The sequence below is a fragment of the Mucilaginibacter sp. McL0603 genome (genome assembly GCF_049992945.1).
Taxonomy (GTDB): domain Bacteria; phylum Bacteroidota; class Bacteroidia; order Sphingobacteriales; family Sphingobacteriaceae; genus Mucilaginibacter.
Genome location: NZ_CP188251.1, coordinates 3,689,064 through 3,711,989, shown reverse-complemented (window position 1 = coordinate 3,711,989; position 22,926 = coordinate 3,689,064). Strand labels below are relative to the sequence as shown.

25 protein-coding genes are annotated in these 22,926 nt (G+C 38.6%); 15 read left to right on the top strand and 10 right to left on the bottom strand.

Translation table 11 applies throughout. The features are described from left to right. Nucleotides 1–180: 180 nt before the first annotated feature. The 4 genes from ACPPVU_RS17005 (at nucleotide 181) to ACPPVU_RS16990 (ending at nucleotide 3,193) form a co-directional block, all read left to right on the top strand. Nucleotides 181–723, top strand: coding sequence for a hypothetical protein (locus tag ACPPVU_RS17005; protein ID WP_426667724.1), 543 nt, complete (start codon nucleotides 181–183; stop codon nucleotides 721–723). Nucleotides 724–872: 149 nt separating this feature from the next. Further along, nucleotides 873–1,625, top strand: a complete 753-nt coding sequence (locus tag ACPPVU_RS17000; RefSeq protein WP_426667723.1) for a hypothetical protein — start codon at nucleotides 873–875, stop codon at nucleotides 1,623–1,625. Nucleotides 1,626–1,869: 244 nt separating this feature from the next. Beyond that, the gene (locus ACPPVU_RS16995) at nucleotides 1,870–2,514 is read left to right on the top strand and encodes a hypothetical protein (protein WP_426667722.1); all 645 of its coding nucleotides are present in this window, start codon (nucleotides 1,870–1,872) and stop codon (nucleotides 2,512–2,514) included. Between the two features lie 4 nt (nucleotides 2,515–2,518). Continuing rightward, nucleotides 2,519–3,193, top strand: coding sequence for an AbiV family abortive infection protein (locus ACPPVU_RS16990; RefSeq protein ID WP_426667721.1), 675 nt, complete (start codon nucleotides 2,519–2,521; stop codon nucleotides 3,191–3,193). A 153-nt stretch (nucleotides 3,194–3,346) separates the two neighbouring features. Here the strand turns inward: ACPPVU_RS16990 and ACPPVU_RS16985 are convergent, their stop codons facing one another. The 3 genes from ACPPVU_RS16985 to ACPPVU_RS16975 form a co-directional block, all read right to left on the bottom strand. Beyond that, nucleotides 3,347–4,162 (bottom strand): helix-turn-helix domain-containing protein, encoded by an 816-nt coding sequence (locus ACPPVU_RS16985; protein WP_426667720.1) that lies wholly within the window; start codon nucleotides 4,160–4,162, stop codon nucleotides 3,347–3,349. Nucleotides 4,163–4,178: 16 nt separating this feature from the next. After that, entirely contained in the window at nucleotides 4,179–5,267 is a 1,089-nt protein-coding gene (locus tag ACPPVU_RS16980; RefSeq protein ID WP_426667719.1) for an aldo/keto reductase, read from the bottom strand. Nucleotides 5,268–5,714: 447 nt separating this feature from the next. Beyond that, complete coding sequence (locus ACPPVU_RS16975) at nucleotides 5,715–5,942, bottom strand: hypothetical protein (RefSeq protein ID WP_426667718.1); 228 nt, start codon at nucleotides 5,940–5,942, stop codon at nucleotides 5,715–5,717. 115 nt (nucleotides 5,943–6,057) lie between these two features. On the opposite strand from ACPPVU_RS16975, the gene ACPPVU_RS16970 reads away from it, so the two are divergent. After that, nucleotides 6,058–6,777, top strand: a complete 720-nt coding sequence (locus ACPPVU_RS16970) for a DUF92 domain-containing protein (protein WP_426667717.1) — start codon at nucleotides 6,058–6,060, stop codon at nucleotides 6,775–6,777. A 14-nt stretch (nucleotides 6,778–6,791) separates the two neighbouring features. Here the strand turns inward: ACPPVU_RS16970 and ACPPVU_RS16965 are convergent, their stop codons facing one another. From ACPPVU_RS16965 to ACPPVU_RS16950, 4 genes are read right to left on the bottom strand one after another with little or no spacing between them, the layout of a single operon-like run. Continuing rightward, complete coding sequence (locus tag ACPPVU_RS16965; protein WP_426667716.1) at nucleotides 6,792–8,048, bottom strand: aspartate kinase; 1,257 nt, start codon at nucleotides 8,046–8,048, stop codon at nucleotides 6,792–6,794. Continuing rightward, the gene (locus tag ACPPVU_RS16960; protein ID WP_426667715.1) at nucleotides 8,048–8,818 is read right to left on the bottom strand and encodes a DUF3298 domain-containing protein; all 771 of its coding nucleotides are present in this window, start codon (nucleotides 8,816–8,818) and stop codon (nucleotides 8,048–8,050) included. Before ACPPVU_RS16960 ends, ACPPVU_RS16965 begins: the two co-directional genes overlap by 1 nt. A gap of 4 nt (nucleotides 8,819–8,822) precedes the next feature. Then, a complete protein-coding gene (locus tag ACPPVU_RS16955) occupies nucleotides 8,823–9,281 on the bottom strand; it encodes an N-acetyltransferase family protein (protein WP_426667714.1) in 459 nt (152 codons plus the stop codon). An 8-nt stretch (nucleotides 9,282–9,289) separates the two neighbouring features. Next, nucleotides 9,290–9,979 carry a YggS family pyridoxal phosphate-dependent enzyme gene (locus tag ACPPVU_RS16950; protein WP_426667713.1) on the bottom strand — a complete coding sequence of 230 codons (690 nt, stop codon included), beginning with the start codon at nucleotides 9,977–9,979 and terminating at the stop codon, nucleotides 9,290–9,292. Nucleotides 9,980–10,004: 25 nt separating this feature from the next. On the opposite strand from ACPPVU_RS16950, the gene ACPPVU_RS16945 reads away from it, so the two are divergent. From ACPPVU_RS16945 to ACPPVU_RS16920, 6 genes are all read left to right on the top strand, one after another. After that, the gene (locus tag ACPPVU_RS16945; RefSeq protein WP_426667712.1) at nucleotides 10,005–10,532 is read left to right on the top strand and encodes a DUF4296 domain-containing protein; all 528 of its coding nucleotides are present in this window, start codon (nucleotides 10,005–10,007) and stop codon (nucleotides 10,530–10,532) included. Continuing rightward, nucleotides 10,513–12,873: an endonuclease MutS2 gene (locus tag ACPPVU_RS16940; protein WP_426667711.1), complete on the top strand. Its 2,361-nt coding sequence runs from the start codon at nucleotides 10,513–10,515 to the stop codon at nucleotides 12,871–12,873. Before ACPPVU_RS16945 ends, ACPPVU_RS16940 begins: the two co-directional genes overlap by 20 nt. A 16-nt stretch (nucleotides 12,874–12,889) precedes the next feature. Then, complete coding sequence (locus tag ACPPVU_RS16935; protein WP_426667710.1) at nucleotides 12,890–13,969, top strand: SGNH/GDSL hydrolase family protein; 1,080 nt, start codon at nucleotides 12,890–12,892, stop codon at nucleotides 13,967–13,969. A 199-nt stretch (nucleotides 13,970–14,168) separates the two neighbouring features. Next, nucleotides 14,169–14,864, top strand: coding sequence for a CoA transferase subunit A (locus tag ACPPVU_RS16930; RefSeq protein ID WP_426667709.1), 696 nt, complete (start codon nucleotides 14,169–14,171; stop codon nucleotides 14,862–14,864). A 106-nt stretch (nucleotides 14,865–14,970) separates the two neighbouring features. Then, complete coding sequence (locus ACPPVU_RS16925) at nucleotides 14,971–15,639, top strand: 3-oxoacid CoA-transferase subunit B (RefSeq protein ID WP_426667708.1); 669 nt, start codon at nucleotides 14,971–14,973, stop codon at nucleotides 15,637–15,639. Nucleotides 15,640–15,751: 112 nt separating this feature from the next. Next, nucleotides 15,752–16,462: a hypothetical protein gene (locus ACPPVU_RS16920; RefSeq protein WP_426667707.1), complete on the top strand. Its 711-nt coding sequence runs from the start codon at nucleotides 15,752–15,754 to the stop codon at nucleotides 16,460–16,462. Here the strand turns inward: ACPPVU_RS16920 and ACPPVU_RS16915 are convergent. From ACPPVU_RS16915 to ACPPVU_RS16905, 3 genes are read right to left on the bottom strand one after another with little or no spacing between them, the layout of a single operon-like run. Next, on the bottom strand, nucleotides 16,459–17,118 hold the full coding sequence (locus ACPPVU_RS16915; protein WP_426667706.1) for a uridine kinase family protein: 660 nt from the start codon (nucleotides 17,116–17,118) through the stop codon (nucleotides 16,459–16,461). The genes ACPPVU_RS16920 and ACPPVU_RS16915 overlap by 4 nt on opposite strands. A 44-nt stretch (nucleotides 17,119–17,162) precedes the next feature. Further along, the gene (locus ACPPVU_RS16910) at nucleotides 17,163–18,098 is read right to left on the bottom strand and encodes a LysM peptidoglycan-binding domain-containing protein (RefSeq protein ID WP_426667705.1); all 936 of its coding nucleotides are present in this window, start codon (nucleotides 18,096–18,098) and stop codon (nucleotides 17,163–17,165) included. Between the two features lie 19 nt (nucleotides 18,099–18,117). Next, on the bottom strand, nucleotides 18,118–18,873 hold the full coding sequence (locus tag ACPPVU_RS16905) for a DUF4905 domain-containing protein (protein ID WP_426667704.1): 756 nt from the start codon (nucleotides 18,871–18,873) through the stop codon (nucleotides 18,118–18,120). A 128-nt stretch (nucleotides 18,874–19,001) separates the two neighbouring features. Between ACPPVU_RS16905 and proS the strand changes: the two genes are divergently transcribed. The 4 genes from proS to ACPPVU_RS16885 all read left to right on the top strand — a co-directional run bounded on the left by proS (nucleotide 19,002) and on the right by ACPPVU_RS16885 (nucleotide 22,915). Beyond that, entirely contained in the window at nucleotides 19,002–20,474 is a 1,473-nt protein-coding gene (proS, locus tag ACPPVU_RS16900) for a proline--tRNA ligase (RefSeq protein WP_426667703.1), read from the top strand. Nucleotides 20,475–20,560: 86 nt separating this feature from the next. Continuing rightward, nucleotides 20,561–21,700, top strand: a complete 1,140-nt coding sequence (locus ACPPVU_RS16895; RefSeq protein ID WP_426672204.1) for a cystathionine gamma-synthase — start codon at nucleotides 20,561–20,563, stop codon at nucleotides 21,698–21,700. A 1-nt stretch (nucleotide 21,701) separates the two neighbouring features. Next, a complete protein-coding gene (locus tag ACPPVU_RS16890; RefSeq protein ID WP_426667702.1) occupies nucleotides 21,702–22,121 on the top strand; it encodes an SMI1/KNR4 family protein in 420 nt (139 codons plus the stop codon). A 17-nt stretch (nucleotides 22,122–22,138) separates the two neighbouring features. Then, nucleotides 22,139–22,915: a TIGR02757 family protein gene (locus ACPPVU_RS16885; protein ID WP_426667701.1), complete on the top strand. Its 777-nt coding sequence runs from the start codon at nucleotides 22,139–22,141 to the stop codon at nucleotides 22,913–22,915. Nucleotides 22,916–22,926: the final 11 nt, after the last annotated feature.

Below are 22,926 nucleotides of genomic sequence, written 5' to 3'. Positions count from 1 at the left end.
TAAAAATGTTGAGAAACTCGAAGAATGTCTTTTAAACTGCTTAGTAAATCGAGAGCCTAACAAACAGATATTATCATTTAAAGAACCATTTTTGAGAAACCACCCATTTCAACCAATTACTCAACAGAACGGTTTAAATGCTTTTCTATTAAGTTAAATTCTAAAAATGTAATTTTAGGAATGATAGATATTGAAAATATTAAGCAGTATCAGATTGAAACATCTGGTCGCTGGGGTTCATTTGCTGAAGATTTTGACAGGCTACCGACGGAGCATAAAGATCAAATTACCTTTCTTGACAAGACCGCTACTGGATTTTTATATGATTTTTTAAATGCAGCGAAACTTATTGCTAATAATGATGACCCATTTAGCAAAAATAATTTCAAATCAGTTGAACATTTCACAAATATGAGTGATGAGGGCGGATTGAAAAAATGGTTGTATAATAGAGAAATACCGTTTAGAAGTGAAGTTTTTTTATTAGGAGATGATAGTATTCTTACAACATGGAAAATGATTGTTAAGTATGCGCCAGATCTATTTTTTAGCAACGACGTTATTGTCTTTGACAAGACCCTGAATTGGTGTTTATTTTACTTTCATCATGATCACCTGTTTTTTGGAAGAGATAACGTGTATGACTCCACGAATGATTACATAAAAATGGATGAGATAAATAGACTTAAGAAAAAATATCCAAATATGAAATTTCCTTATTAATGCAGTTATCCATTAGATATGTGTTATGCGCCGTAAATGAACTATAAATCGGTTCGAGATTCGTACGATAAAGACCTAAACGCCTTTCATTAAAATGAGAAGTGCTTTTTGTTTTTGACAAATCCTCATTATGCTATCTTAGTAACATTATGACATTTTACAATCGCTATATAAATGGAGAAGATAGCAGGTCTGTTTATTCTGATATTTACAATTTAGGGCAAGAAGCTTTTAGCGATAAATACTTTGATGATGTACAAAGTTTATTGACGGAAACCTTTAACAGAGTTGCTTTTAATCTCCAAATTATTCTTTCAGAATTAAACAATATCAATTATGCATTTAAGACAGAATTCCGATTCAATTTTGAAAGACCTTTATTGCGCCCGTTGCCTGATACTGACGAATTACTCGTTAAACTTGATAATGCTACCAACGATATTGGACGAATACCTTTATCCTTAAAATTATTCTATAAAATTGTAGGCTCATGCAACTTTGCCTGGGATTATGAAAACCGGCCAGACATGTTTTGGAAATGTGCCGATCCAATACAAATTAACAGCCTTGATGATATTGTTGATTACGTTTCAGACGATGGCTGGAAAGAATATTTAAATGAAATACTTGAAGATGATCACTCTCAATTACCTTATTTGGAATTAGCCGCAGATTATTTGCATAAAGACAATATTAGCGGTGGCCTACCTTATTCAATTCAATTAACGAAGCAACCAAGCATTGATAGTTTGTTTTTAAATGAGCCTAATGGAACTACGTTTATAAACTACTTAAGAATTTGTATGGAAAATTGTGGCTTCTCAAGAATAACAAAAGCAGAGTACGAAAATGATTATCTAGAGTTTTTTACAAAGATGAAACCACAATTAAAAAAGATATAAACCGACTTGTCACTTTTAAATTCTTCTATATGGTTATCCAACTTAGCAAGTTGCTTTTGGAAGGATTGATCCGGGGGTAAACATGAGTTACTTGAGCGTGGACGCTCAAATTGTTTACAGTCAAGCGGAACGCTTGACTGGGCGGGGGGGTGAGGGTGAAATGATTTTATTGTGGCCGAGATGGGCATTCATTGATATAATTACGTTCTTTTTGTCAAAAATAAAAATTTAACTTTGGTTTACCATGCTTATTCTTTCGATCAACCTGACCCTGTATAATAAAGATCACATCAAATTGTTGTTGAACACAATTAAGCAACACAAAATAGACAATCCGGTATACATTGTTGATTTACACCAAACCGTCTCAGTTAGTTTTGATAGCGATTATGAACAATATGAATTAATTAGGGATTTTGCTGTGCACTTTGAAGATTATGAATTAACTGATGATATCGAAAGTGGGCAGGAAGATATATTACTTGCTATTCACCGGAATCAGTCTGCCTTTAGCAGTGATAATTGGGGACGAAGATGGAATGAGGATGATATCCATAAAAGTACTTATTTAGTAAAAATAAAGGAACAAAGGCCCGCTTCCCCACCTAATCCAGTATTTTGGGCCTTATTCGGTGATGAAATCAAGGAATATAAAGTGCATATCGTTCCTGGTCATACCCCTGACACCGGACAAAAGGGTTACCTTGTTGTAAAGGACGATCCTAAAGTTAACGAAAACACAGAGATCATTTCCAGTTTAAAAATAACAAGAACAGATGCGTTTTGGGAGGGATACCGGTTGATGATGCCAGAGATTGATAAGGCTTACAGCGAATATAAAAAGTCGAAAAAGAAGAAGCCAAAGCCACGGGTTGAGAAAAATGAATAAAATTATGAAGCGAGGAACTAAAGTTTTAGAAACCCCTGAACAAATAGATGGGTATTGGCTAGACTGTGATTTTATTGGGGGAGCTTGTTATGCTTATGAAAATGGTGTTAAACATATCGCCACTAGTAAAACCCTAGCCGAAACTAAAAGCTATGGATTTGCAGTCTCGCACTTAGTTTTGGGCGCTGAAGAATTAATTAAAGGTTTAATACTTATTTTCCTAAATACAGACCGGCACTTTATTGACCATAAGAAAAAAGAAAAACTCTTTGCTAATCACTATTTTAAACATTCAAATATCAAAGATTTCTTGATGGCCTTAACCAAAGGCAGTTTTGATGATTACGATCTTCATTTCTTCGACTATTATTTCGACGGCAATCATGAGAACAACTTTCAACAAAAAGCCTATTACATGAATAAGGTGTTGAAGTTGGGAGAGATTGACGAAAAGGATGTAGGTATTTTAATCACGCTTTTAAACGATGCCAATCAACTTAAGAATCGTGGTTTCTATGTGGATTATGGGGATGATTGGGAAATACCTGATGATATCGCTCACGAGACTTTTGCTAAGTATCTCGATATAACCAATAAGCTGATGATGTTTGCCGAGCCAATCTTTACGAGATCACTCGAAGATGATGAAAATTTGGTAAGATTTATCTATGGTGAATAATCAATAATATAAAGCTGATTCTGCCCCGCCTGTTCAAGCGTGTCACGCTTGAACAGGCGGGGGATATTGATATATTGTAGTTTAGTCCTGATTACCTCCGGCATAACAGTACCCATTCACGACAAAAAACAGGGAATTTGCGCCAATCCAGTGTCAGGCCAGTATTCGGCTGGGGGCATGCCCGTATTGCTTTTTGAATGCAAGGGAAAAATGAGACAGGTTTTCAAATCCCACTTCCAGGTAAATGTCGCTGGCTTTGCGATTCCGTTCTGTTAATTGATAGTGTGCCAGTTCCAGCCGCCTTTGGGTGAGCCATTTTTGCGGCGTCATATCAAAAACCTTTTTGAAATCACGCTTAAAAGTGGTAAGGCTACGACCGGTGAGGTAGCCAAACTTATCCATCGTCATATTGAACATGAAGTTTTTCTCCATAAAGGATCGTAGATTGATCTTGCCCGGTTCCTCAAAATGGCCTAAGAGGTTGAAAACATCCGTATCCAGTTCTTTTAATATCGAGATGGCCTCATCCACTTTGTTTTCGGCGATGGTTTCCGGTAGTTCGTTTTCCAGGTTGAAATAAGGAAGCAGCGAATTGAACAAACTATCAAGTAACGGGTGGCTATTCAATTCTTTTATCCCTGTTTTTTTGCCTGTGTACCCCGGTTTCAGATGATGCCTGACAAAATATTGCTGTATACCTTCTGGTGTAAAATAAATGGCTACCGATTTATATGGCTGACTATCTTTTGGATGCTTTCTCACTTTTGCCAGTTCCAACCGTGGGAAAAAGATGGTGTCGCCTGCACTAATGGTTAAAGTTTTATCGGGCATAATGATGACCATCTCGCCCGATAATAACCTGATCAGCGTATTCTTTGGTACGATGAAATCGCTGCTGTAATATTTCTCCTCCGAGCAGGTGAGAAAAATATCAGCCTTTGAAACTACTTGGGTAGTGTGCGTGATCATAAAACAAATGTACGCATCAATATTGACCCGGCTGTATATTCTTTAGCAATGGAAGCGCTTCTGGTTTAAAACCGTTGATCTCCATACCGCCATGCTGCATGGACGCGATGAGATCTTTATAATCCGACAGGAAAGTTGGCGGCGGCGCAGACAGCTTGTCAAGTGATGTTATCTCATCGGCTGATAACAGTAAATTAGTTGCTTTAATATTATCTTCCAGTTGTTTTACCGATCTAACACCGATTATAGTAGAAGTAACGCCGGGTTTATTGTTTACCCATGATAAAGCGACCGCGGCAGGTGTTGTGTGATGTATTCCGGCTATGCGTTGCAGTTCATCAATGATCTCGAGTTGCTTTTCGGTTAATTGCATATCGGCATTCCTGGTTTTTAGCCTGCCATCAGCGTTGCCGTTATTCGCCCGGTTATATTTTCCGGATAACAAACCACCTTTTAGCGGTGACCATGGCGTAATGCCCAGTCCGAGTTCGCGCGCCATTGGGATCAGCTCATCTTCAACGGTTCTTTGCAATAACGAATATTCTATCTGCAAACCAATAAACGGTGTCCAGTCCTTAAACCACGCGGCAGTTTGCGCCTGTGCTATCTTCCAGGCAGGGGCATCACTGACGCCGATATAACGCACTTTACCGCTTTTTACCGCATTATCCAGCGAGCGCATAGTCTCTTCCATTGGTGTCGAAAAATCCCATGAATGGATCCAGTACAGGTCGATATAATCAGTCTGCAAACGCCTTAAAGAATCCTCCAGGTTGGTTATCAATGATTTGTTACCCGTGCCTCCCGTATTTGGGTTACCCGGGAAAACATTATTGGCAAACTTGGTAGCAATCACCATCTGCGTCCTGAGGGATGAGTTTTTACCAACCACATCACCAATAATCCGCTCGGAATGGTTATTGGTGTAAATGTTAGCAGTATCGATAAAATTGCCGCCCTGCTCAATGTAAGTATTGATGATACGCGTTGTTTCATCAACGCTGGCGCCCCAGCCCCAATCTTCGCCAAAGGTCATGGCCCCTAAACATAACGAGCTTACCCGTAAACCCGAACGGCCTAAAATTCTGAATGATTGTAATGACATAAATAGTTGTATTTAATTTATGCCAAAATTAAGGCCTTATTAAAACCGTCGCTTTGTTTTAAAGACCGTTTTTGCTTTGTTTAGCGGACCATCTGTTGTGGTTAGCCGGATGCTGTTTCTTTTATTTAAAACACCCTGGAAAATTCCAATTTCAATTAAATATTCAATAATATGATTAGAACCTGGTATCAAACCATCTCAAACGCCGATATGAAATGAGAGAGGGGTAGATGGAGTTGTATAATACCCTGGGTTTAAAATTTTGGTGACACTATTTTGTCAGTAGTGTGCAAAATGCAATGCGCTGATAATCAAGCGTTCATAAAGTGATCGCGGGTGTTCATGTGTGTCGTGAACGTGAACACTGCGACTGATAATGATAAAAAAGAAAGGGATATATCCGTTTAACCGATATATCCCTTAAAAGAAAAAGAAAATTTAATGTAATTATTTTTTGGCTTTTTTATCTTCAGAAGCGCCGATAAAATAGAAGCACACACCTACGAAGGTAGTCAGCAGGCCAATGAATAGAGGCCATTCAGACGTTTTTACACCGTGAGATGTAACAGTCATAGTATCAGAATCAACAGGGTTAAGCATTGGCTTGAAATAAACAAGGCATGCAATGGTAATAGCTACGCCTATGATAATAATAAAAATACTGGTTCTTTTCATCGTTATAAATTTGATACAAATGTAAAATAAATTTTAATTCTATAAACCTGCTAAAATTTGATAAGGATATAAATTATGCTTTAGTTTATAAATTTAATCGCCTCTTCATCCAATAATGACTGTGTATTATTATCTTCTATTGTTTCTATTACTATCAGCAATCATTATCATTAGTGTAAAAACAGGGAAGCTAACCCTTATTGGCGCTATAATAGGGGGAGTGGTCGCGATAATGATCTTTAGCGGAGCCGGCTACACCGGACTATCCATGCTGGCAGCATTTTTTGTTCTCGGTACGATCGCTACCTCCTGGAAAAAGGATGAAAAACAACAGGCTAAATCCATAAAAGACCAATCTGTTAAAAGAAATTCAGGACAGGTAATAGCGAATGGCGGTGTTGCTGCAATAATGGGTATGCTGGTATTTTTTCTACCTGAAAAAACTGAATTGCTAAGATTAATGATGGCAGCCAGCCTGGCATCAGCTATGGCAGATACTTTATCTTCCGAATTGGGTATAATCTATGGCAGAAGATTTTTCAATATCATCACTCTAAGAATAGAGGAAAGGGGTTTAGATGGAGTAATAAGTATTGAGGGGACTGTAATCGGTATAATCGGTTCAGCAGTAATTGCATTGATTTATGCAATTGGATTTGGGTGGGATATCCGGGTGCTATTCATCATCATTGCGGGTACATTGGGCAACTTGTCTGATTCTGTTTTGGGCGCACTATTAGAGCGAAAACATTACTTAAACAATAATGCAGTAAATTTCCTGAATACATTAATAGCAGCTCTGGCGGGAGGAATTTGTTTAATGCTTTTCGGTTAAACAAGGCTTATTAATTACTTTACCACCACCTGTGCTGTATTTCTGCTGATCTGCTCTAACAATACCAGTTTATCTTCAATTAATTCTTTTAAAGCATCCTGTTTATAATGCCTAACCGTAATTAAGGTAAGATTACTATTATATTTTACTTTAAAATCCAGGTTAAGCATAGCCAGGAGTTTATCAAAGCGCTCCTGGATTAAATCGAAACAAACAGAAAAACTTAAAGCTGAAGTTTGCATTACATTTACTTTAACATGATTTTGTGCGAACATTTTGAAAATATCACTCAAATGGTCTTCTGATATGAAGGAGTAATCTTTGGCTGATATTGAAAGCAAAGCTTGATTTTGTTTTAGGATGATTACAGGTTTTTCAAAAGAAGTAATTGCTGTTTCTTTTATTATTGTCCCCGCTGCTGCCGGATCATTAAATGATTTTACCAGTAAAGGTATTTTATCATTCTGTAATGGTTTTATGGTTTTAGGGTGGATAACGGTAGCGCCGTAATAGGTCATTTCAATAGCATCTGTGTAGGATAATTCATCAAACTTAACGGTATCAGCAAAAAATTTAGGATCAGCGTTTAAAATTCCGGGTACATCTTTCCATGTGGTTACAGACTCAGCATTAAGACATGATGCGAAAATTGAAGCAGTATAATCAGAGCCTTCCCGGCCAAGTGTAGTAGTAAAATTTTCTGAGGTGCCACCCAAAAATCCCTGGGTTACAACAACGCCTTTATCCAGCAAAGCTGGGATACCCTGACTAATGCTTGCTTTTGTCTTATCCCAGTACACATTTCCTTCACGATAGTTGTTATCTGTATGGATGTATCCGCGCACATCAAGCCATTGTGTTTTTATTTCACACTTATTTAGATAGGCTGCAACAATACGGGTAGAGACAATTTCCCCAATGGATACGATCTGATCATAGATAAAATCATAGTCTTCGTGAGGTTCATCTTCTATCGTCCAGTCGATCTCAACAAAGGTATTCGCAATTTCATCGAAAATTGGATGAGCGGGCTCAAATAAGCCTTCTAAAATATCATAATGATAATTCTTAATTTCAGCATAAATATTATGCAGGTCATCGGTTTGGTCTACATAAGCTTTTGTTAGTTTTTCAAGCGCATTAGTGGTTTTCCCCATCGCAGAAACTACGATCAATAGCTTTTGACCTTGGTATTTCTTAACAATATTAGAAAGATTAATAACTCCCGCAGCATCCTTTACCGATGCGCCTCCAAATTTAAAAACAACCATTATTTATGATATTGGGTTACGACCGTGTTGGGCCTTAGTAATGATTCAATCTGTGAATAAGGAATCAATATATTTGTCTCACCTGCCGGATAAGGTTTTATCTCATATTGATTATATAAAAAGCGGATACCGATTGGGGTAATCAGGAAATTGTTGTTAAGCGTAAACTTACCTTCCGGAAAAAGATAGTTGGGTTTAAGCGCAGCACTATCACTTAATTTTTCCTGCTTTCTAAATATTCTTTCGGCTACACTGTTTAAATTCTTAGCATAGCCATCTATAAAAATATCTTTTAACTCTATTTTTTTACCTGCTTTTGTATTCCAGTTAATAAAGCTTGTTAGAGCATATCCGCGAGCCCCACCAAGAAATCTATAGCCTGATAATTCCATTACCAGAATGCTGGAGTCTTGCCGGATAACTTCGGTATTTGTATTCAGCCTAAAGTCCCGCCCAGATTTTAAAAAGTCATCGGCTAATTGCTCCAGGCTATTATCAGGTTTATCTGCGATGCCAAATTGTGTTAATAGTTGATGGCTTATGGTATCATTTAATAATTTTTGACCAATAAATACCGGGTATTTTATTTTAGCAACAATACATCCGCTATCTTTTTTATTGCTGCAATCTGCAGACTTTCGTTCAATGATCTTATAGGTGTATTTAAGTGTATCAGTAGTAATCGCCGGTTTTTCTGTATCGCGTGCTCCCCAGTTACATGCAACCAGTGTACAGGCAATTACTAATAGTATTACACTTTTACGGTGCATAAGATCAACTTAATATTTGTTGTTTAGATAACGAAGCATTAAGCCAGCCGGCATCAATTGCTGCCTCATATTTTTTGTAAAAATTGATGGCAGGTTCGTTCCAGTCGAGCACTTGCCAGGTCATGCCGTTAAAGCCGAGTTCGCGTGCCTCTTGTATCAGCCTGTCGAAAAGCAATTTCCCAACTCCTTTGCCACGCCAGCTTTCTGTTACGATCAAATCTTCCAAATACATGCGACAGCCTTTCCAGGTTGAATAGCGAATATAATATAATGCAAACCCAACAATTACCCCGTCTGATTCAACAACAAATGCTTTCCATACCGGTTTGTTCCCGAAGCCCGCTTCCTCAAATTCATCAAGCGTCACAGTTACTTCTTCGGGGGCTTTTTCAAAAAGGGCCAGTTCATGTACAAGATCAAGCAGGCGCGGACAATCTTCTTTAACAGCTACTCTTAAATTCATATCAGGGGTTAATTGTTTTTCCAATGTTTTATTATTCTTTGTCCAAAAATTGTACTGCCTAAACGTACCATATTACTGCCTTGCTCAATAGCTATTTTATAATCTGACGACATCCCCATTGATAATACGTCAAATGTTGGGTCCTGACGGAAATAGCTTTGTTTTATCCCGTCAAAAAAGGTTTTAAGCTCGTAAAACTCGTCTTTTATCTGTTTTTCAGTATCTGTATTGGTTGCTATTCCCATCAGGCCTCTGATCCTTATATGGCTTAAACCAGTATATTCATCAGATCGTAATAGTTCAATAACTTCATCAAAACCTAAACCGTATTTAGTCTCTTCATCTGCAATGTATATCTGTAACAGGCAATCTATTACCCGATTATTTTTTTCAGCGTGTTTATTGATCTCCTCTAAAAGCTTTAAACTGTCTACAGATTGTATCATGCTGATGAAAGGAGCGATGTATTTTACCTTATTGCTTTGCAGATGCCCTATAAGATGCCATTTAATATCTTTTGGCAGTTTTTCATATTTATCAACCAGTTCCTGCACCATATTCTCGCCAAATAGGCGCTGTCCTGCATCGTAAGCTTCCATTATTTCCTCGGCCGGCTTGGTTTTGGATACTGCTATCAGTTGTACTTTTATCGGGTTAGTTTCGTTTTTTAAGCTTTTGATGTTATCTGCAATGCTCATTTATCCGTAGTTTTGCTTAATAATAATGCCGCTAAATTACAGAATGCATAAATATAATAAACTGTTTTTCTCAGTATTGATTTTTCTAATAGCCTGTAAAGGGAGTAAATCCCCCGGTGACATCATTAACCAGGAACGAATGACTGGTCTGTTAACTGAAATTCATATAGCGGACGGCAGCATGTATAACACGATGCAAATGCCTGATACATTGTACAAATATGGTACAGCTAAATACCTGGTCATATTTAAAAAATATCATACAGATTCGGTTGAATTCAGAAAGAGCTTTAAATACTATTCTGCTCATCCTGATTTATTGGCGTCGATTTATGAGCAGATCACTACCAATCTGAAACAAAAAAGCGATTCAATAAATAAGATCAATCAGCTACAGATGCAGAAGGATTATAAAAGAAGGAACGATTCGCTCAATAATTTGCCTAAAACAGCGCCAAAGCATCCTGTATCCCCACCACAACCGGCTTTACAAAATCCTAAACAAAACTTTAATCAGCGCAAACCAAAAAGACATGTTGTACCCGTCCCATAGTGTTGATAAGCTTGGTTTCACCGAAATAAAAGAGCTGATAAAAGTACACTGCCTGAGTGTTATGGGCCAGCAAATGGTTGATAGGATACAGGTAATGAATAATTACGACCAGATCCACAAATTTTTGAGCCAGGCCAATGAATTTAAGAACATACTGCAAAATGATGAGGCATTGCCTATACATCATTTCTTCGATATCAAGTCACTTGCCAATAAAGCAAAAATAGAAGGTGCTTTTTTAACCGAGGAAGAGTTTTTCCAGGTTCAGTCATCATTGTCTACCGTATTTGCAGTGATTGCTTATTTTAACGAACGTGAGGGGCAGTATCCTAATCTTGAAGCATTGTTTGAACATCTTCCTATTGAGAGATCGATCATAAAAAAGATCGAACTGGTGATTGACCAAAAAGGGAAGATAAAACCTAATGCATCACGCGACTTGGCTGAACTTACATCGGGTATTGCAAAAGCTGAACAGGAAGCCCGGAAAAAAATTGACCAGATATTTAAAAATGCTGCAAGTAATGGATGGACAGCAGACGGATCATTAACTATAAGGGACGGACGTCTGTGTATTCCACTTTTAGCTGAAAATAAACGTAAGCTTAAAGGCTTTATACATGATGAATCTTCATCTGGTCAAACGGTTTATATTGAACCTGAAGAGGTATTCACCCTGAATAACCGCATTCGCGACCTGGAATTTGAGCGCCGTCGTGAGATCGTAAAAATATTGACAGCCTTAACTGATGAGCTGCGGCCTTATGTGCCACTTTTGTTATCGTACCACAGCTTATTGACCAAGCTGGATTTTGTACGGGCAAAAGCATTATTTGCCATTGATATTGAGGCCGAAATGCCTGGCTTGGTAAATGAGGCTAAGATAAAATTATTAAATGCCTGTCACCCGCTTTTGTTGCTGAGTTTTAAAGCAGAAAAGAAATCCGTTGTTCCGCTTAATATCACTATTGATGAAGATACGCGGATGGTCGTTGTATCGGGGCCTAATGCAGGGGGTAAGTCGGTTTGCATGAAAACGGTTGGCCTGCTACAAATGATGGCGCAGGCAGGGTTATTGATACCGGCATCAGATAACAGCATGGTAGGTGTGTTTAAGCAAATATTTGTTGATATCGGTGATGATCAATCCATCGAAAGCGACTTGAGTACTTACAGCGCCCATTTATCCAAAATGAAAAATTTTGTGGAGATGGCAAACGGGAAAACGCTGGTATTGATTGATGAATTTGGTACCGGCACCGATCCGCAATTCGGCGGCCCAATTGCCGAAGCCGTACTCGAAACGCTCAATCATAAAAAAGTGAAAGGCGTGGTTACCACCCATTATTCTAATCTGAAGATTTTCGCAAGTAATACACCCGGCATTGAGAATGCTTCGATGCTGTTTGATAATGTAGAGATGCGCCCACTTTATATTTTAGAAGTAGGTAAACCTGGCAGCTCTTATGCTTTTGAAATCGCACAGAAAATAGGTCTGCCCCAACAAGTGATTAATCTCGCTAAAAATAAAATAGGTGTCAACCAGAAAAAGGTTGATACACTACTGGTTGACCTGGAGCGTGAAAAAAAGGAAATTTTTGATACCAGGTTAAAACTTGATAAGCAGCAAAAAAGAGTTAGTGATTTGCTTGCTGAAAATGAAAAGCTGAAGAGCTATCTCGAAGAAAATAAAAAGGCACTTATCCGGGACGCTAAACAGGAAGCTAAAAATATCATCCTGAACGCGAATAAGCTGGTTGAAAATACTATAGCTGATATAAAAAGCAATAATGCGGATAAAGAAAAAACGCGTCAGCTGCGTGATAACCTGAGCAAAGAATTACAGAAAAACACGATAAGGCCAGAGGTAGTTAAGCCAACAATTGTCGATAACGAACTGAAGCCTGGTGATTGGGTGAAACTGAATGATTCGGAAACTACAGGACAAATAATTGAAATTGCAAAGGATAATCTGATTATTGCCATTGGTGATTTGCGGACAGTCGCTAAGAAAAGCAGGGTGCAAAAGGTATCCAAAAAAGAAGTTCCTAAAGAAATCAGGAAGAGCTTTAGTTCACAAACAAATGATTATGCCAGTTTTAGTCCCGAGATAGACGTGCGTGGTAAACGTGGTGATGAAGCCCTATATGAGATAGAAAAAATGCTCGATAGGGCATTGATGATGGGCTTTAATAATTTGAAGATCTTACATGGAAAAGGTGATGGTATTTTGCGTAAATTGATACGCGATTACTTGAAAAAATATGATGCGGTAAGCCGGATGGAAGACGAGCATGCGGACAGGGGCGGAGATGGGATTACTTATGTATATTTGAAATAACCTAAGATCACCTGATATGAGAAATAATTGCCTTTTCACATTGCTGTTTATTATAGCAAGTCTCAATTCCTGTGCCCAAAACATAGTTATCAAAAGCCATGATACGCATATTCGTTACTCTGGCAGGGTTGTGATGCTTGATGAAGCAGCAGAAATTTCATGGATAGCGTCATCTATTAAAATAAACTTTAACGGAACGGGAGCTAAAGCAACACTAAAAGATGAACACGGGTCTGACTATTTTAATGTTATCGTTGATGGAAAGGTAGTTTCTGTTCTCCAGCCTGATAGCATTCAAAAAGAATATACATTGGTCTCAGGCTTGCCCCAGGGAAATCATACACTCGAATTATTTAAACGTACAGAATGGGCTATGGGTAAAACATGGTTTTACCAGTTTTCGTTAGATAAGAATAGTACTGTGTTATCACCGCCGACTTCACAAAAACGCAAAATAGAGTTTTATGGAAATTCCATTAGTTGTGGTTATGCACTAGAAGATACTACAGGGCAGGATAGAGGCACAGCGCCTTTTGAGAACGGTTACCTAAGTTATCCAAGCATAATAGCAAGACACTATGATGCCGAACTGTCTAATATATCAAGAACCGGAATCGGTATGCTGGTAAGCTGGTTCCCGATGGTGATGCCGGATATGTATAATCGCCAGGACCCAACTGATGGCGATCTTAAATGGGATTTTTCAAAATATACGCCTAATTTAGTAGTGATCAATATTTTTCAGAATGACGTATGGATCACTAAATTGCCCGATAACGATCAGTTCAAAGCTAAGTTTGGTACTAAAGCGCCTACAGAGGATCAGATCGTCAAAGCTTACAAAGACTTTGTAAAAAATATCAGAAGTAAATATCCCAAAGCACATATCATTTGTACGTTAGGAAGCATGGATGCAGTAAAAGAAGGTTCTCCATGGCCGGGATATGTACAAAAAGCTGTAACAGAAATAGGTGATAAAAACATTTTCATCCATTTCTTTCCATACAAGAATACGCCCGGTCATCCAAGCAAAAAGGAGCAGCAGGCCATGGCCGACGATCTGATCGCATTTATCGATCAGCATATAAAATGGTGACACGATTATAAGATTTGATGGATTAATAGGATACTTTGTTAGGAGACAATCATTTTAATTAACGCTTTGATTTTTGGAGACCAGCTTAATATTGAAGTGTGTGAGACTTCCAGGATGCTTTTAATAGTGACAATAAAAAACCCTATAAATCCATAAAATCCCAAAATCGTATTTAATTTTACCCCAACCAATTATACATATGAACAAAGTTGTTAGAGATGCTGATGAAGCCATCCAGGATGTTATGGATGGCATGACCCTAATGCTTGGCGGTTTTGGTTTGTGCGGTTTACCAGAGAATTGTATTGCCGCCCTGGTGAAGAAAGGTGCAAAGGACCTCACCTGTATTTCAAACAATGCCGGGGTTGATGATTTTGGCATCGGGTTGATGCTGAAACAACACCAGGTAAAAAAAATGATCTCATCCTACGTAGGCGAAAATGCTGAATTTGAAAGACAGCTATTGAGCGGCGAACTGGAAGTTGAATTGATACCACAAGGGACTTTAGCTACCCGCTGTATGGCTGCCGGATATGGGATGCCCGCTATTTTTACTCCTGCAGGTATTGGAACGGAAGTAGCCGAAGGAAAGGAAATTCGAAATTTCAATGGTAAGGATTACCTGATGGAATTGGCTTTTAATGCAGATTTTGCTATCGTAAAAGCATGGAAAGGGGACACAATGGGTAACCTTGTTTACCGGCATACAGCCCGTAATTTTAACCCAATAATGGCAATGGCTGGAAAAATAACCATTGCCGAAGTAGAAGAATTAGTTGAACCGGGCGAATTAGACCCTGATCATATTCATACCCCTGGAATATATGTACACAGGATATTCCAGGGCAACGCTTATGAAAAAAGAATAGAACAGCGAACTGTAAGAAAAAAATAACTCTTTGTCATTGCGAACGGTAGCGTGGCAATCGCATATACAGAGCCGCTCTGTAAATCTGCGATTGCTTTGTCGTTCCTCTCGTGATGACATTATTTATAGAAATATGCTTGATAAAGAAGGTATAGCAAAGCGGATTGCTAAAGAAATAAAAGATGGCTATTATGTTAATCTTGGTATAGGTATACCAACATTGGTAGCAAATTACATTCCGGAAGGAATAGATGTAGTACTGCAATCAGAAAATGGATTGCTGGGTATGGGGCCATTCCCATTTGAAGGTGAGGAGGATGCAGACACAATTAATGCGGGTAAGCAAACCATTACCATACTGCCGGGATCAGCCATATTTGATTCGGCTATGAGTTTTGGGATGATCAGGGCTAAAAAAGTGAACCTCACTATCCTTGGCGCAATGGAAGTTTCCGAAAACGGAGATATTGCCAACTGGAAGATACCAGGCAAAATGGTAAAAGGCATGGGTGGTGCGATGGACCTTGTGGCATCGGCAGAGAATATTATTGTAGCGATGCAGCACGTAAACAAGGCCGGTGAATCTAAATTATTGCCCAAGTGTACTTTGCCGCTTACGGGTGTAAACTGCGTTAAAAAAATAGTGACAGAGTTGGGCGTGCTTGAAGTATTGCCTTCTGGCGGTTTTAAATTACTGGAACGTGCTCCCGGGGTAAGTGTTGAGGAAATAAAGAATGCAACTGCAGGGAAATTGATTGTTGAGGGTGAGGTGCCGGAAATGATTATTGATAATTTTGCTTAAACCTTTCAATAAAATGAGACCAGCTTTATTCACAATCATAATTGTCTTCATTTTTTCGTGTTCGAACAACAAAGAGAACAAACGGTCAATCCAGAAACCTAAAAGAAACGACATGGTAATTGACACTGCTTTTTCATTTAAAAAACAAAAAGATGTTAAGAAATGGACATCGATAAGCGAATATTATGGTGTATATCATTTTTCTAAGAATTTAACCGGAATAGGATTTGAGATAAAAGCAGGACCGGATACTCCGTTACTTGATTCGTTATTTGCATATGGTGCCAACCAGTCTGAAAAGGATATAAGATTAGATAGCTCAGGTCATTACGTCATTCATTATTCAAAAGGTTTATTCAACACAATTTTGAATAATGATACGTCTCGAACATTTTATATATATTGTACAAAGGGTATGACGAGAGCTACAGTTGAAAATGTGCTATTTGGCACTACTGATTGCAATACTGTATTGATTTTAAAACTTTCAAAAATCGATACTCTACGTTTCGGCTATCCGTTAATTGCAAGTAAAAAATTACACGAATTCATTTTTACAACCAGTAAGGGCATTCAAAAAGGACTAGTAAAATATGAAGCCATATTGAACAAAACAACGGATTATAAGGACAGTATTATTTCAAAACAATTCGCCTACAATTCACAATTGTTTTTTGCTTATTCTGATGATTTCAAATGGTTTGGAACAAATAAAGAATCAAAATGCCTTTTTCCAACTAGGAGCGTTTTTAGAATATCTGGAAATTCGGCAAAAGTTGTGTGGGTAGACGATTTGGATTTGTTTGGCATTCCTTGTGATTAAAGAACCTTCCCTCTCAATTCTTTAGAAATCTCTTCCGTCAGGCTTATTATATCATCAGCAACATGTGTGTTATTGACGATCACTTGTTCGCATACATTTTTGTAAGGTAACAGATATTCATTATAGGCGGGGACAACGTGATTTTCCCATCTGTACATCACATCATCATGTGAATAGCCGCGTTCTTCCAGGTCGCGTTTTAAGCGCCGCTTTAAAGCCACATGCTCATCGGCCTCAATGAATATTCTAAGATCTAGCAGGCGAGCAATTTCTGTAAAGTGGAAAATAAATAAACCTTCAACCATTAATATTGGCGCCGGTCTGATCTCAAGAATTTTTGGAACAGCATACGGATTGTTGAAGGTATATTCTTTTTTAAAAATGGTTTCCTTATTGATAAGTTTGGTAATGTCCGAATAGAAGTGTTCACGATCAATTGTTTCGGGAACATCAAAATTATAAAGCTTAATTTCCTCTGCTGTCATACTATCAGCAACCGGGAAGTAATAATCATCCTGTGATACAAGGCAGACTTCTTCATTCGTAAAATGTTCAAGGAAGCACTTTAAGAAAAAGGTCTTTCCCGAACCGCTTCCGCCTGCAATGCCAATAATAAAAGGTTTGTCCCACTTTAAGATATGATCGTGCTTACTCATTCAAAATAGCCGTTTATTTATATCACCAGAATATTTTTTAGAGATTATTGTTCATTTGGTGCACCGTAGCTCAGGTTTACCTGGAAACGCTTATCAAGGGCGCCTAATGCTTGTGCAACATTTTTGGTCATCACAATAATAACGTCTTTGGTTTGCTCTGTATCCGTAAAACGTCCTACTACCTTGGCAAAGGTAGTGCGGTTGGTCATGATATTGGTGATCTTAATGACAGTACCAATAGGGGCTGTGCGATGCAGAACCAGCATTTTATTAGGGTCAAGGCCATCATCGTCCATCCAGGTGGCTACTCCTTTTTCGTCCCTTTCGTACAAACCGAAACGATTTGCATTCATATGATGGGTGCTGTCAGGCATTGTTGAATCACGCGTAGCCACTATGGGTTGTGTTGTTTGTGGTTGAACTGGTTGGGTCGCCGGCTCAGGTTCAGGTGATGCCGCATTTGCCCTGATGAGCAATATCTGTCCAGGGCTTATTGCATTCGATGCTAATCCATTCAGATTTGTAATATCCTCAACTGTAGTATTAAATCGTTTTGCTATTGAATATAGTGTCTCGCCGGCAGAAACTTTGTATTGTGTTGGTACACCATCAGTATCATTAGCAGTTTGAGTTGGTTGTTGTTGTGGCTGAACAACTGGTTGCTGTACTACCGGTTGTTGGTATACAGGTGCAGTTTTTGTCGTAGTTTTTTCAGGTTGATTAAAAGGACGATCAGTTGGCACTTTGATGATCGTGCCAATAGTCATTTTGGCATTTTTATTAAAATCAATGATTGTTTTTGGACTTACATTGTAGCGTCTGCCTATCGAATAATAATTATCTTTTGGATCAAGTTTGTGCAGGATCACTTTTTTACCGTTTTGATTTTCGACACCCACTGAATCGGGTACCGAATGAGCAAAAGCAGATATAGAAAAAGCTGTTAAAGAAATAGTTAGTAATAATAATCTAAATTTCATTTTGGTTAAAAAACAGTATTTACAAGTTTAAAACTTTCAATTGTGATCTATCTTTGAGGTAAATTAATTGATCTTTATGTAATAGGAACGCCTCGGGCTGCAACTTTTGTATATCACTGTTCAACAAATCTTCATATACTATCTCCGCATTACTGATGATATACAAGCGTTGTTGCAGTGTCCCTTCTGTAAACGTGTGCAAAGATACAATTCTGAAATTATTGTGCTCAAGATAATGAATTGTATTTCCAAAAGGCTCCGTCGATAAAGAAATATGTTTCAAAGAGCCGATTGAAATTTCTTCAGGCAAAGTTATTTCATTATCCATCTCCGTATCCATTGATGAATTATACGGTCTTATTATTTCCCCGGTTATAATATTCACCAGGAATAATTTTCGCGGCTGTATTCTTGTATCATAAATTATAGGTCCGTTTACCGAAAGGTGGTCAAAAGCATGTGTGAAATTGTTCCAAAGCACTTTCCCTGTGCCGCCATCAATAGCTGTCAACCCTTTATGTACAGGGGCTGCTTCGGATTGATAATTGTGCAATAACAGAACTCCGTTATATGCTGTCTCAATGCCGGTGAGCCATCTTTCTTCTGTTTGTAAATTATCAAAAAGCAATTCTCCGGTGTCCAGACTGATAGCTGCAAAGTAGACTTTTTTATCAGCCTGATCTCTTACTTCGGCAAATATGATTTGGCTCAGGGCATCTATTTCCAGTCGCCATACGGTTGATTTAAATTGACATCTAATTTGAGGTTGCAGCATAGTAAATTGTACAAATATGCTTATTTCGACGGGATAGTTTTGTATGGCGAAATACAGTTCAGGGTAACGTTTAAATTTATAAATTTGGCGCTATTATAAATTCACATTAAATACTACTACACTATAATATGAGCAAAGGGATCATTAGTAAAGAGGAAGACTATTCACAATGGTATAACGACCTGGTAATTAAGGCTGATATGGCCGAATATTCGCCAGTAAGAGGTTGTATGATCATTAAGCCCTATGGTTATTCCATCTGGGAGAAAATGCAGGCTGTATTGGACAAAATGTTTAAAGATACCGGTCACAGCAATGCTTATTTCCCTTTATTTATCCCGAAATCATTCTTTTCAAAAGAAGCAAGCCACGTAGAGGGCTTTGCTAAAGAATGTGCTGTGGTAACCCATTATCGGCTTAAAAATGATGCTGACGGTAATATTGTAGTGGATGAAGACGCTAAGCTTGAAGAAGAATTGATCGTTCGCCCTACTTCTGAAACCATTATCTGGAATACTTATAAAGGCTGGATACAATCTTACCGCGACCTGCCTATTTTGGTTAACCAATGGGCTAATGTAGTCCGTTGGGAAATGCGTACCCGTTTGTTTTTGCGAACCAGCGAGTTTTTATGGCAGGAGGGACATACCGCCCACGCTACTTCAGAAGAAGCTATTGCTGAAACAGAACAAATGCTGGACGTGTATGCGGAATTTGCTGAAAACTGGCTGGCCTTACCTGTTATCAGAGGGCGTAAAACGCCTAACGAACGTTTTGCTGGTGCTTTGGACACTTATTGCATCGAGGCTTTGATGCAGGATGGTAAAGCGCTCCAGGCAGGTACATCACACTTCTTAGGACAGAATTTTGCCAAAGCTTTTGATGTGAAATTCACCAACAAAGAAAATAAGCTGGATTATGTTTGGGCTACTTCATGGGGTGTATCTACTCGCCTGATCGGTGCATTGATAATGTCACACTCGGATGATGCAGGACTTGTATTACCTCCAAAACTGGCCCCTATACAAGTAGTGGTAGTTCCGATCTATAAGCACGATGAAGAGTTGGCGAATATATCAGCTTATGTAAAGGCACTTACAAAAGAGCTCAAAGCAAAAGATATATCCGTAAAGTTTGATAACCGCGATACGCATCGCCCGGGAGCAAAATTTGCAGAATATGAATTGAAAGGAGTGCCTTTGCGCGTAGCTATAGGCAGCCGTGATATGCAAAATGGTACAGTAGAACTGGCACGACGTGATACAAAAACAAAAGAAACAGTTACTCAAGGAGGATTAGCAGCACATATCGAAAAGTTGCTTGAAGATATTCAACAAAATATTTATCAAAAAGCTTTCAACTTCAGAGCTGAAAATACTAAGGAAGTAGATACTTACGAAGAATTTAAACGTATGCTGGACGAAGAACCAGGCTTTTTATCAGCCCACTGGGATGGAACTCCGGAAACAGAGCAACGCATAAAAGAAGAAACCAAAGCTACCATACGCTGCATACCATTAAATAATAAATTGGAAGCAGGTAAATGCATCCTGACAGGTAAGCCATCAATACAAAGAGTGTTGTTTGCACGTGCCTATTAGACACAGCATATAGTTCATGGTTAATAGTTCATAGTAATGAGCGGTTAACCATGAACCATGATCTATGAACCATGAACTACGAGAAAATGAAATTCGCAACCAAAGCTATACACGCAGGGCAGGAGCCCGATCCAACAACGGGGGCGATTATGACCCCGATATATCAGACGTCAACATATTGGCAAAAGTCGCCGGGAGATAACAAAGGTTATGAGTACTCTCGAGGCACCAACCCAACACGCAGAGCGCTGGAAGATTGTTTGGCAGCATTAGAAAATGCCAAATTTGGTTTGGCTTTTTCAAGTGGTATGGGTGCTACGGATGCGGTAATGAAATTATTGAAGCCAGGTGATGAAGTGATCACAGGAAATGATCTTTATGGCGGCTCGTACCGGATATTTACCAAAATATTTGCAAATTATGGGATCAAGTTCCATTTCCTTGATCTGTCAAAACCAGAGATCGTTAATGATTATGTGAATGATAAAACTAAGTTGGTTTGGATTGAAACACCAACCAATCCAACAATGCAAATAATTGATATTGAGGAAATTGCTAAGATAACTAAAGCTAAAGGTTTAACTTTGGTAGTTGATAATACTTTTGCTTCACCCTATCTGCAAAATCCTATTGATCTTGGTGCTGATATCGTAATGCATTCGGTAACCAAATATATTGGTGGGCACAGCGATGTGGTAATGGGTGCTTTAATGATGAACGATGAAGACCTGTATAAAAAGCTTTGGTTCATCTACAATAGCTGCGGTGCTACTCCCGGTCCGATGGATAGTTTTTTGGTGTTGCGCGGTATTAAGACATTGCACCTGCGTATGAAAGCGCATTGCGAAAATGGCCGTAAAATAGCAGAGTTTTTAAAGACACACCCCCGGGTAGACAAAATCTACTGGCCAGGATTTACCGATCATCCTAATCACGCTATTGCCAAAAAACAAATGCGCGATTTTGGCGGAATGATATCCATTACCCTAAAAGGAGCTGATCTTCAGGAAACCTTTAAGGTTGCATCTTCATTTAAAGTGTTTTCCTTGGCAGAGTCATTAGGTGGTGTAGAATCACTTATAAATCACCCGGTAACTATGACACATGCTTCCATACCAAAAGAAGAACGTGAGAAGGCCGGTGTGGTTGATAATCTGCTACGACTGAGTGTGGGTGTTGAGGATATTGATGACCTAATCGATGATTTGAAACAAGCATTAGCCTAACATGGAAAGCTGGGTCGATAAGGTCGTTTTAAAGTGGAGTCGTGAAGGCGTTAAAATCAACGAACCCGCCCCGAATGAACTAATCGAACAAACTGAAAGAGTATTAAAATTTAGCTTTCCCACCGATTTTAAAGAATTTTATTCTGTGATCAATGGTTTTAAAGACCTTGATTGGCAAGAGCATATGTTCTATTTCTGGCCTTTGGAAAGAATAATGGAAGAATATTTCGATCTACAGGACAAGGATTTTATACCATTTTGCGATTTTTTATTAGCCAGTCATTATATAGGATTTAAAAGAAATCAACATGGCATATATAAATTATATTCTAATTTAAATGAATCCGAAAGTATTCCCATTGCTCCAACAATTGAAGAGGTGGTGTTATTGATAAACTCCAGTTCCGATTTGATCTACTAGTATTCTACAAAATGTTTATGGATGGATTGAAAATAGAAAACCTCAAAGCTTTTCTCGATTCCAAAGTTTCCCAGTACAACCGACCAGATTTTATAAAAAACGATCCGGTATCCATCCCGCATCTGTTCACAAGAAGGCAGGACATTGAGATCATGGGTTTTTGGGCGGCTACTTTAGCATGGGGTCAACGGGTTACTATCATCAATAAATGTAAAGAACTGATTACTTTGATGGATGGTGCGCCTTACGATTTCATTATCAATCATGAAGAACCAGACCTGAAAAGGCTATTGCATTTTAAGCACCGGACTTTTAATGATATCGATACGTTGTATTTTATTTCTTTTTTCAGATACCATTATAGTCGGCATGATTCCTTAGAAGATGCTTTTATGCCCCCCGGCCCCCTGAAGGGGGTGGAACAAGCGCTGAACTATTTTAGAAGCTATTTCTTTTCATTACCCGATTACCCGCATCGCACAAAAAAACATGTTTCATCACCATCGCAGAAATCAACTTGTAAACGGTTGAATATGTTCCTGCGCTGGATGGTGAGAAAAGATAATTGTGGGGTAGATTTTGGCATTTGGAACAAGCTAAAGCCGTCTGACCTAATAATGCCTTGCGACCTACATGTAGATCGTGTCGCCCGCAAGCTTAAGCTGATTACCCGCAAGCAAACCGATTGGCAGACGGCTGTGGAATTAACCGGGCGCCTGTGTGAATTTGACCCACTTGACCCGGTTAAATATGATTTTGCCTTATTTGGCTTGGGGATAGAAGAAAAATTTTAAATCATCATTGG

Coding starts and splice junctions, on each gene's coding strand:
- ACPPVU_RS17005 (WP_426667724.1), top strand. CDS start 181: ATGATAGATATTGAAAATATTAAGCAGTATCAGATTGAAACATCTGGT.
- ACPPVU_RS17000 (WP_426667723.1), top strand. CDS start 873: ATGACATTTTACAATCGCTATATAAATGGAGAAGATAGCAGGTCTGTT.
- ACPPVU_RS16995 (WP_426667722.1), top strand. CDS start 1,870: ATGCTTATTCTTTCGATCAACCTGACCCTGTATAATAAAGATCACATC.
- ACPPVU_RS16990 (WP_426667721.1), top strand. CDS start 2,519: ATGAAGCGAGGAACTAAAGTTTTAGAAACCCCTGAACAAATAGATGGG.
- ACPPVU_RS16985 (WP_426667720.1), bottom strand. CDS start 4,162: ATGATCACGCACACTACCCAAGTAGTTTCAAAGGCTGATATTTTTCTC.
- ACPPVU_RS16980 (WP_426667719.1), bottom strand. CDS start 5,267: ATGTCATTACAATCATTCAGAATTTTAGGCCGTTCGGGTTTACGGGTA.
- ACPPVU_RS16975 (WP_426667718.1), bottom strand. CDS start 5,942: ATGAAAAGAACCAGTATTTTTATTATTATCATAGGCGTAGCTATTACC.
- ACPPVU_RS16970 (WP_426667717.1), top strand. CDS start 6,058: ATGACTGTGTATTATTATCTTCTATTGTTTCTATTACTATCAGCAATC.
- ACPPVU_RS16965 (WP_426667716.1), bottom strand. CDS start 8,048: ATGGTTGTTTTTAAATTTGGAGGCGCATCGGTAAAGGATGCTGCGGGA.
- ACPPVU_RS16960 (WP_426667715.1), bottom strand. CDS start 8,818: ATGCACCGTAAAAGTGTAATACTATTAGTAATTGCCTGTACACTGGTT.
- ACPPVU_RS16955 (WP_426667714.1), bottom strand. CDS start 9,281: ATGAATTTAAGAGTAGCTGTTAAAGAAGATTGTCCGCGCCTGCTTGAT.
- ACPPVU_RS16950 (WP_426667713.1), bottom strand. CDS start 9,979: ATGAGCATTGCAGATAACATCAAAAGCTTAAAAAACGAAACTAACCCG.
- ACPPVU_RS16945 (WP_426667712.1), top strand. CDS start 10,005: ATGCCGCTAAATTACAGAATGCATAAATATAATAAACTGTTTTTCTCA.
- ACPPVU_RS16940 (WP_426667711.1), top strand. CDS start 10,513: ATGTTGTACCCGTCCCATAGTGTTGATAAGCTTGGTTTCACCGAAATA.
- ACPPVU_RS16935 (WP_426667710.1), top strand. CDS start 12,890: ATGAGAAATAATTGCCTTTTCACATTGCTGTTTATTATAGCAAGTCTC.
- ACPPVU_RS16930 (WP_426667709.1), top strand. CDS start 14,169: ATGAACAAAGTTGTTAGAGATGCTGATGAAGCCATCCAGGATGTTATG.
- ACPPVU_RS16925 (WP_426667708.1), top strand. CDS start 14,971: ATGCTTGATAAAGAAGGTATAGCAAAGCGGATTGCTAAAGAAATAAAA.
- ACPPVU_RS16920 (WP_426667707.1), top strand. CDS start 15,752: ATGGTAATTGACACTGCTTTTTCATTTAAAAAACAAAAAGATGTTAAG.
- ACPPVU_RS16915 (WP_426667706.1), bottom strand. CDS start 17,118: ATGAGTAAGCACGATCATATCTTAAAGTGGGACAAACCTTTTATTATT.
- ACPPVU_RS16910 (WP_426667705.1), bottom strand. CDS start 18,098: ATGAAATTTAGATTATTATTACTAACTATTTCTTTAACAGCTTTTTCT.
- ACPPVU_RS16905 (WP_426667704.1), bottom strand. CDS start 18,873: ATGCTGCAACCTCAAATTAGATGTCAATTTAAATCAACCGTATGGCGA.
- proS (WP_426667703.1), top strand. CDS start 19,002: ATGAGCAAAGGGATCATTAGTAAAGAGGAAGACTATTCACAATGGTAT.
- ACPPVU_RS16895 (WP_426672204.1), top strand. CDS start 20,561: ATGAAATTCGCAACCAAAGCTATACACGCAGGGCAGGAGCCCGATCCA.
- ACPPVU_RS16890 (WP_426667702.1), top strand. CDS start 21,702: ATGGAAAGCTGGGTCGATAAGGTCGTTTTAAAGTGGAGTCGTGAAGGC.
- ACPPVU_RS16885 (WP_426667701.1), top strand. CDS start 22,139: ATGGATGGATTGAAAATAGAAAACCTCAAAGCTTTTCTCGATTCCAAA.